The sequence below is a fragment of the Tychonema sp. LEGE 06208 genome (genome assembly GCF_015207505.1).
Classification (GTDB): Bacteria; Cyanobacteriota; Cyanobacteriia; order Cyanobacteriales; family Microcoleaceae; genus Microcoleus.
In genome coordinates this window covers 1-8,737 of the sequence record NZ_JADEWT010000176.1, presented here as the reverse complement: position 1 = coordinate 8,737, position 8,737 = coordinate 1, and the positions used below count along the sequence as shown (strand labels likewise).

Sequence of the window (8,737 nt, the reverse complement as noted above, 5' to 3'; positions counted from 1 at the left end):
ATCTCCCACTCCCCCACTCCCCAACCTCCAAAGACCGACAATCCGAGTAGACTTAGAACGCTTAACAGAATTGGTGAACCTCGTCGGAGAATTAGTCATCAACCGTACAAATTTGGAACTTCAAGAATCCGAACTGCGCGGCGAAGTCAAGCGCATCCGCCGCAGTATCGTAGATTTGAACCAATTCGGCGGCCAGTTGCGAGAAGAATACGACAGACTGAGTTTTGCCGATTGGAGAGGGGGAAACGGCAATGCGGGATTGGGAAAAATTGCAGGATCTGAAATAGAATTTCCGGCGATCGCTAACAGTAAATCCTCTCTGACCCATGCTCACTTTGATATCTTAGAGATGGATCGTTATACAGAGTTCCACTCTACAGCCGCAGAAGTCATCGAAACCGCCCAAGCAATTTCACAATCCGCCACCAAATTAGACCTCCTAGCCATGAAATTCGAGCGCAGTACCGACCAACTGCGCCGCATTACCGAACAACTCCGCAGCCGCGTCATGCAGTTGCGAGTCGTGAGTTTCAGCCGCGCCGTAGACCACTTGCCCCGAGCGCTTCGGGATATGTGTCTCACTTACGATAAAGATGTCAACCTCCTGTTAGTGGGAAGAGATACCAAAATTGACGAAAGTTTGCTCGATGCTTTGCGCGACCCCTTAATACACTTAGTGAGAAACGCCTTCGACCACGGCATCGAAATTCCCGAAGTTCGGCAAGCCAGCGGCAAACCCGCCAGCGGTCAAATTGAAATAGCAGCCCGCCACCAAGGCGGCCAAACTATTATTACTGTCGCCGATGACGGAAAAGGCATTGACCCGGAAATCATCCGCCGCAAGGTTGTCAACAAGGGTTTAGCGACAGAGGAACAAGCTCAAGAATTTTCCATTGCCGAACTCTACGATTTTCTGTTTTGGCCTGGTTTTAGCACCGCAGAAGGGGTCAGCGACCTTTCGGGGCGGGGAGTCGGACTCGACGTGGTGCGAACGAATTTGCGGACTGTGCGGGGAACGGTAAAGGTGGACTCTCGCCTGGGAAAAGGTACAAACTTTATCATCAAGCTGCCGCTGTTGCTGTCGATTACTGACGCTTTGATGGTGAAGACCGATCGCAATAAAATAGCAGTACCGCTGGATGCAGTCGAGGAGATTCTCCACATCAAAGCTTCGGAAGTTCACACCGCCGGCAATCAGCCGATGCTGTGGTGGCGGGAGGAATTTATTCGTTTGGTGAGGATGCAAGATTTGCTCGAATATAGCGTCCTCGGGCCCGATGGCCCCTCCCCAGACCCTTTGACTCAAGATCACATTCCCGTCCTGGTTTTGGCTTCTAGCGAAGGAATGCTGGCGGTAGCAGTGGAACGTCTGATCGGCCAGCAGGAAATTGTGGTTAAACCCTTGCCGCCACCTCTATCCAAGCCTCGCGGGGTTTTGGGGAGTACGATTTTGGGGGACGGCAAAGTTGTGACTATTTTGGATGTGGATGATTTGGTAGGTCAACCTTTGTCCAATAGTGCGATCGCCCCTGTGTCCGGTACAACGCCACATATGGCGCCGAGTTCGAGTCAGTCACCCCAGATTTTGGTAGTGGACGATTCCTATACAATTCGGCAGTTGCTGTCTCTGATGCTGACTCGTGCCCGCTACCGAGTCGTGCAGGCTAAAGACGGGCTGGATGCTTTGGAAAAGCTGCAAAACGGTCTTGATTGCAGTTTGGCCATTGTGGATATTGAAATGCCCCGGATGGATGGATTTGAATTGTTGCGATCGATGCGATCGACCCAGCGGTTTGCTAAAATCCCTGTAGCCATGCTGACCTCCCGCAGCGGCGAAAAACATCGGCAAATGGCAATGGAATTAGGCGCAAATAAATATTTCACCAAACCTTACAGCGAAGCCCAACTTTTAGAAGCCATCCCCAAATTAATCAAACATTAAATAATCCAAACAGCATCTTCTTCTTCCTCTTCCTAGCGCTTACGCGCCGCTTCGCGTACTGCGTTCTTAGCGCCTTCGCGGTTCATTAATCTTCAATCTAAAATCGAATGACTCACGCCAATTACAATCGCCGTTTTCGCAGCCAAAAACAAGGTGCTGTCAGAACCCCCCCTCGAAAACTTGTTTCCTTTGAACTCGGAAACGTTAATTATGCAGTTCCCATTGAAAAAGTCCAGCGCGTTGTCAAAGACTTTAATCCCTACGGTTTTTTAGATAGCGGTCAAAGTTTAGTGCGACATCAAGAAGAATTGATTACCCTGATTAACTTATCCAAAATATTTCCCAGCAGTCGCACTCTTGCTGACTTCAACTACCTGATTGTTTGCAGTTTAAATAAAAGCGATCGCTTGGGAATTCCCATTCCTGATATGCCAAAAATCTTGGAAGTTCCCGAAGAAAGCTTCTGCGAAATTCCCGAATTGTACCGCCAACAACAACTGCCTCCGGTAATAGAAAAGTTGATTCGCGCACCCGACGGTTCTGAAGTCTTTTATCTAAATTTAGATTTATTTAACTAAATGTATGTGAGCACAGCTTTCTTGCTGAATGCACGCTACGCAATACAATAGGGAATGGTGTATTTGGAAAAAAAATTATGAAAAAATTTACAAGATTGTCGATCGCCCTGTTAATGTTTGCCGCTACTCTAGGATATCCGCAAGCGGGGCTGCAACAAAGGGCGATCGCCCAAACACCAACACCCCAACCAGAAACACCTCAACCACAAATCATCCAACCACAAATACCCCAACCACCAACACTCCAACCCCCAACAAGTCAACCACCAACACCCCAAACACCAACAACCCAACCAAAAGCAGAGGATCCCAAAAACCTCGGCTACGTCTCCCCAGAATTTGCCGAAAAATTCTCCCAGCAACAAATTGACCAAATCAACGCCAACGTCGAAACCCTGTTACTAACCCAAAGCTGCGTCCGCTGCGACCTCCGAGCCGTAAAATTAGTTAACCTGCGCTTAAAAAATGCGATCGTCACAGGAGCAGATTTATCAGACGCCAACCTCAGCGGAAGTCGCTTCGAGATTTCAGATTTTGTCAACACCAATCTAGCTCGCGCCGACTTAAGCGGAGTCGAATTAATAGGAGCAAGAATTAGCAACACCAACCTCAGAAAAGCCAACTTGACAGGAACCAATTTAGACGGCGCAGATTTGCGATTTGCCGACCTCAGAGATGCCAACCTGTCAAATGCCAACCTCCGCAATGCTAACATCGACGGAGCCAGTTTGGACAGAGCCAGCATGGGAGGTACAACAATGCCAGACGGCAGCAAAAAGCAATAACAGAATTTTTTCTAGAAGCAGAAACCAGTTTTTTTTACCAAGCAACTGCATCAAAGCATTTAATTCCATTTACTTGTCACCAGACTCTGCCTGGTAACGAAGATATGGAGGCTCTGCCTCCTCATTACTCTTTCACAATCGAGGCAGAGCCTCGCTGATATGGGTTCCCAGGCTCTGCCTTGGAACCAGTTAAGTTTCACATAAAATTGACACCAATTCCATCTTCCATCTTCCATCTTCCATCTTCCATCTTCCATCTTCCATCTTCCATCTTCCATCTTCCATCTTCCATCTTCCGACGGACATCCGTTACATCCGTTACATCCGTTACATAATCCGTTGCCGAACTTCTTCCTTCGATTCAAACAGCCAAAAACCTCTGAATCACCTCATCGCTCAATTCGCTAGTGCTTCCCGAAGCCACAATTCCCCCTTTTTGCATAGCATAATACCAGTCAGCTTGCCGCACAAAATGCAAATGCTGCTCCACCAACAAAACTGAAATACCCCTAGTCGCAATCACCCGACGCACCGCAGCCTCAATATCCAAAATAATAGACGGTTGAATCCCCTCCGTCGGTTCATCCAAAATTAGCAATTTCGGCTCACCCATCAAAGCCCTAGCAATCGCCAACTGCTGCTGCTGTCCCCCGCTCAAATCACCCCCCATGCGATCGAGCATAGTATTCAAAACCGGAAACAAATCAAAAATCTCATCAGGAATTTTAGGATTTTTAACCGCAATTGGTTTCGCTTCCAAACCCAACAACAAATTTTCTTTAACACTCAACCTAGGAATAATTTCCCGCCCTTGAGGCACGTAACCGATGCCCAACTTTGCCCGCTGGTGAGTCAACTTAGAAACAATCGACTCACCGCCAAAATTAATCTTACCGCTGCGGGGTTGCAGCAACCCCATCAGCGTTTTTAGCATCGTAGTTTTACCAACACCATTGCGGCCGATCAAACAAACCATTTGCCCCGCATTAACACTTAAATCGACACCGCGCAAAATGTGACTTTCGCCGTAATAAACATTCAAATCAGAAACTTGCAGCATAATTATTGACTGTTGACTGTTGACTGTTAACTGTTGACTGTTGACTGTTGACTGTTAACTGTTATTTTTATAATGACGAATGACTAATGACTAATGACTAATGACTAATGACGAATGACTAATGACTAATGACTAATGACTAATGACTAATGACTACTCTTCTGGTTTTCCCAAATATACTTCAATAACGCGATCGTCATTTTGCACCTCATCCATCGTTCCTTCACACAAAACAGCACCCTGATGCAAAACCGTCACCTTTTGAGCAATTTGCCGCACAAACTCCATATCGTGTTCTATCACTAACACCGAATGACTTTCGGCCAGCGAAATCAGCAAATCTCCAGTCAGCGCCGTTTCCTCATCAGTCAAACCAGCCACAGGTTCATCAACCAACAACAAATCGGGAGATTGAGCCACCAACATCCCAATTTCCAACCACTGCTTTTCCCCGTGAGAAAGCAAACCAGCATGAACATCAGCTTTAGCAACTAAACCAATTGTTTCTAACAAACCAGCAACCGTGCGCTTTTCCGCCACAGGAGAACCCTTAAACAGAGTAGGAAATACATTTTTATTGCCGTTGCAAGATAGCTCTAAATTTTCCCTCGGCGTTAAATTCAAGTAAACTCGCGGCGTCTGAAACTTGCGGCCAATACCGAGGCGAGCAATCTGATATTCCGACAATTTGCGTAAATTGCGACCTTTAAAGATTACCCGCCCTTCCGTCGGCTGCACCTTCCCGGTAATCGAGTCGAGAAAAGTTGTTTTCCCCGCACCGTTGGGGCCAATGATAACTCGCAGTTCGCCCGCATCCATACTAAAATTCAGATTGTTAATGGCTTTGAAACCGTCAAAGCTAACAGTCAAGTTTTCGATTTCTAATACTTTTTGGTTCATGTATTTGTCAGAAATTTTATTGAATATTTCTTGAATATTTGTAGTAAGGGCTTTAGTCTTTTATTACTGAATATTTGGAGTAAGAACTTGAGTTGCTTCTTACAGATTTAGCCTGAATGCGGACTAAAGTCCTCACTACAAACCTTTTACGCGAAGCTAGAACTGCTAGAACTGCTCGTTAAAGGAGCTGGATTTACCGCCATAATTCGCTCAGCCAATTTCGAGAGTGGCAGACTTTGCAAATACACTTTGCCAGGCCCGGTTAGCTTGACTAAAAACAAGCCTTCGCCACCAAATAAAGCATTTCTAAAGCCGCCCACAAACTGAATATCGTAATCTACAGTCGGCGCAAAAGCGACCAAACAACCAGTGTCCGCTCGCAACACTTCGCCAACTCCCAAATTTTTCTCAACTATTGTTCCTCCCGCATGAACAAAAGCGAGGCCGTCACCCTGCAATTTTTGCAGAATAAAGCCTTCTCCGCCAAAGAAACCAGCACCGAGTCGCTTGGTGAAAGCTACATCAATGTCAATCCCATTTGCCGCACAGAGAAATGAGTCTTTTTGACACAGAAATTTGCCACCAAGTTTACCTAAATCGAGGGGAATTATTTTCCCAGGATAGGGGGCGGCAAAAGCGACGCGGGCCTTGCGATTTCCGCTGTTGACAAAGGTGCTAATAAAAAAACTTTCCCCTGTCAGCATCCGTTTGAAACCTTGAAATATGCCACCACCTGTGGCTGTTTGCATCTGGATGTCGCCTTCCATGTATGTCATGGCTCCCACTTCAGCTCTGACACCTTCTCTGGGGTCGAGTTCAATTTCAATCAGTTGCAAATCGTCGCCGTAGATTTTGTAGTCAATAATATCTGCCATCTGTTTCCCCTCATGTTAAATAATTGAGTTATTTTACTACAAAATCTTTAGTTGGAAATTCGCAAGCATACCAGATATCATTTTTTAGCATTCAATGTTCAAGTTCTTCTTTTTCTCGCTGTACTTCGGGGTCTTGTTCCAGGCTGGGGTAAGTTGATGCGTACTTTGGTTTTTTGAACAGGCGGCGGATGTGTTCAAAATCTTTATTTTGCAGCCATCCGACTATGCCGTCGGGCAGGACTGTGACTACTATTAAAAATAGCGCGCCTTGAAAAAATAGCCAGACTTCAGGAAATTGTTCGCTCAAGAAACTCTTGCCAAAGTTGACTAGCAGCGCTCCCAATATGGCCCCAGATAAAGTGGCGCGCCCTCCTACGGCTACCCAAATTACTATTTCGATGGAAAATGCAATATCCATTGCTTTCGGGGAAATAATTCCGGTTTGTACGGTGAATAAAGCGCCTGCTATTCCGGCTAAACCGGCGGAAATTGCAAATACTAAAACTTTGTATCCTGTGGGATTGTAACCTGAGAAACGCAGGCGCACTTCGTCGTCGCGAATTGCTACTAGCAACCGCCCGAAACGCCCGCTTGTCAGCCACCGACAGAGGAGGTAGGTTGCTACTAGAAATAGTATGGTGAGAATGTAGAAAATATATTGAGTGTCTCTACTATTTACTGAGGCTCCGAATAGGGTTTTAAAGTCGGTGAGTCCGTTGGTGCCGTTAATCAGTTTTTGCTGGCCGTTGAAAAAGTTAAAAAATACAATGGTTGCTGCTTGGGTGAGAATTGAAAAGTAAACGCCTCGAATTCGATTGCGGAATACTAAGTAACCTAAAAGTCCGCCCAAGATGGCGGGGATGAGGAATACTGCGACGACTGAGAAGGGAAATGAATAGAATGGTTGCCAAAACCAAGGCAGTTCAGTAACGCCGTAGAGACTCATAAATTCGGGCAGTTGAGTGCTGGCGCTTGGGGGAATTTGCAGTTTTAGGTGCATGGCGAAGGCGTAGCCACCTAGGGCAAAAAATACGCCGTGTCCCAGACTGAGCAAACCTGTGTATCCCCAGATTAAGTCTATGCCGAGGGCTGCAATTGCTAGTGCTAAAAATCGGCCCAATTGGTTGAGACGAGCGTCAGGAACTATTCCTGGGACGAGCAATATGAATGTTAGGGCGATCGCCCCTACAATTGCTGCTTCTTTTAGCCGTGCCTTTTTTTGTGTATTTTTCATTTTTTTGGCGATCGAAGCTGTAGTTGTTAATTCTCAACAGTGCGTCCTTTTTGCGGAAAAATTCCTCCCGGCTTCACTTGCAAAAAAGCCATAATTAAGGCAAATACCATCACTTTTGCCATGCTGGTGGTGGCGAAAAATGTGAAAAAATCAGCTAAGGGCTTGATAGGAGCAAACATTAATGCTAATGTCCCAGAGCCGATCAGGTAATTTGCAGTGCCGATCGCCATTGCAGCAACCACACTCCCCACAATCTTGCCGACACCGCCCACAACCACAACCATAAAGGTATCGACAATATAATTTTGTCCGGTATTTGAGCCTACCGAACCAATCAGACTAATCGCGCAGCCAGCAACACCAGCCAACCCCGAACCCAAAGCAAAAGTCAGCGCATCTACTTTCTCGGTAGGTATGCCCAAACAAGCGCTCATGCTGCGATTTTGCGTCACAGCGCGAATCCGCAATCCCCACACAGACTTTTGCAAAAATAGGTAAATTCCCGCCAAACAAACTCCTGTCAGCGCAATAATAAAAAGTCTGGCGTAGGGGAGTTGAAAATTGCCCAGCGGGATGCCGCCGCGCAGCCATGCAGGCGCAGTCACATCGACGTTTTGAGCGCCAAACCAAGGTTTAGTTACTGCGAGTTTGTAAGTTTTGCTTAAAAGTGCGCTGACAGCCCAAGAAATACCCAAAGACAAAGGTAAAATTATGGCGATAATTCCCTTGCGAATGCGATCGAAATCCGGGCGTCGCTTCAGCACCTGCAACCCGCCAAAAAATAGCAAACAAAACACCGCAATTCCCGCTACCAAAACCCAACTAACACTGCGGACAAACTGCTGTAAAATTAAACTTACGCCCCACGTCGCCAGCAAAGTTTCTAGAGGCCGCCCGTAGAGATAGCGAATCACTCCGCGTTCGAGAATTAATCCTACCAGCGCCGCTACTAAGAAAGCTAGGGGAATGGCAAATAAAATATACATTTCAAAGGCAAATCCTCCGATACCTTTGAAGACATTCTGCACTACGAAAGTTGTATAAGCCCCCAGCATCATCAATTCGCCGTGAGCCATATTAATCACGCCCATCAACCCGAAAATAATCGCTAATCCCAGGGCTGCAATTAGTAAAACAGCGCCGATGCTAATGCCGTTGAATACACCGTCCAATAAGCCACTCAGCACTTTTTATCCTCCTATTTTTCGATATTTGATGTCGCGATTTTTTGTATAAAGGTAAGGTGCACTCCCAAGCAGCCTACAAACTTCCGATTTCACGATTGACTTCTACTTTGCTTAGGAACGAAAATTTAATAACTTAAATACCTCCTAAGCTGTTGCTCATATATATTGTGTATGGC

The 8,737-nt window shown here is 46.3% G+C and carries 8 protein-coding genes; 3 read left to right on the top strand and 5 right to left on the bottom strand.

The window, feature by feature from the left end:
- The 3 genes from IQ263_RS27080 to IQ263_RS27070 all read left to right on the top strand — a co-directional run.
- A partial coding sequence (locus tag IQ263_RS27080) for a hybrid sensor histidine kinase/response regulator (protein WP_194071151.1) occupies positions 1-1,942 on the top strand: 1,942 nt, incomplete at its 5' end.
- Positions 1,943-2,049: 107 nt separating this feature from the next.
- Positions 2,050-2,520, top strand: coding sequence for a chemotaxis protein CheW (locus tag IQ263_RS27075; protein ID WP_194071150.1), 471 nt, complete (start codon positions 2,050-2,052; stop codon positions 2,518-2,520).
- Positions 2,521-2,597: 77 nt separating this feature from the next.
- The gene (locus IQ263_RS27070; RefSeq protein WP_194071149.1) at positions 2,598-3,305 is read left to right on the top strand and encodes a pentapeptide repeat-containing protein; all 708 of its coding nucleotides are present in this window, start codon (positions 2,598-2,600) and stop codon (positions 3,303-3,305) included.
- Between the two features lie 361 nt (positions 3,306-3,666).
- Here IQ263_RS27070 and urtE read toward each other — a convergent pair whose 3' ends face one another.
- The 5 genes from urtE to IQ263_RS27045 all read right to left on the bottom strand — a co-directional run bounded on the left by urtE (position 3,667) and on the right by IQ263_RS27045 (position 8,561).
- The gene (gene urtE / locus IQ263_RS27065; protein WP_194071148.1) at positions 3,667-4,365 is read right to left on the bottom strand and encodes an urea ABC transporter ATP-binding subunit UrtE; all 699 of its coding nucleotides are present in this window, start codon (positions 4,363-4,365) and stop codon (positions 3,667-3,669) included.
- 153 nt (positions 4,366-4,518) lie between these two features.
- A complete protein-coding gene (urtD, locus tag IQ263_RS27060) occupies positions 4,519-5,265 on the bottom strand; it encodes an urea ABC transporter ATP-binding protein UrtD (RefSeq protein WP_194071147.1) in 747 nt (248 codons plus the stop codon).
- A gap of 146 nt (positions 5,266-5,411) precedes the next feature.
- Complete coding sequence (locus IQ263_RS27055) at positions 5,412-6,140, bottom strand: TIGR00266 family protein (protein ID WP_194071146.1); 729 nt, start codon at positions 6,138-6,140, stop codon at positions 5,412-5,414.
- 91 nt (positions 6,141-6,231) lie between these two features.
- Positions 6,232-7,374, bottom strand: coding sequence for an urea ABC transporter permease subunit UrtC (gene urtC / locus IQ263_RS27050; protein ID WP_194071145.1), 1,143 nt, complete (start codon positions 7,372-7,374; stop codon positions 6,232-6,234).
- Between the two features lie 26 nt (positions 7,375-7,400).
- On the bottom strand, positions 7,401-8,561 hold the full coding sequence (locus IQ263_RS27045) for an ABC transporter permease subunit (RefSeq protein ID WP_194071144.1): 1,161 nt from the start codon (positions 8,559-8,561) through the stop codon (positions 7,401-7,403).
- Positions 8,562-8,737 lie beyond the last annotated feature (176 nt).

Coding starts and splice junctions, on each gene's coding strand:
- IQ263_RS27055 (WP_194071146.1), bottom strand. CDS start 6,140: ATGGCAGATATTATTGACTACAAAATCTACGGCGACGATTTGCAACTG.
- urtC (WP_194071145.1), bottom strand. CDS start 7,374: ATGAAAAATACACAAAAAAAGGCACGGCTAAAAGAAGCAGCAATTGTA.
- IQ263_RS27075 (WP_194071150.1), top strand. CDS start 2,050: ATGACTCACGCCAATTACAATCGCCGTTTTCGCAGCCAAAAACAAGGT.
- IQ263_RS27070 (WP_194071149.1), top strand. CDS start 2,598: ATGAAAAAATTTACAAGATTGTCGATCGCCCTGTTAATGTTTGCCGCT.
- urtD (WP_194071147.1), bottom strand. CDS start 5,265: ATGAACCAAAAAGTATTAGAAATCGAAAACTTGACTGTTAGCTTTGAC.
- urtE (WP_194071148.1), bottom strand. CDS start 4,365: ATGCTGCAAGTTTCTGATTTGAATGTTTATTACGGCGAAAGTCACATT.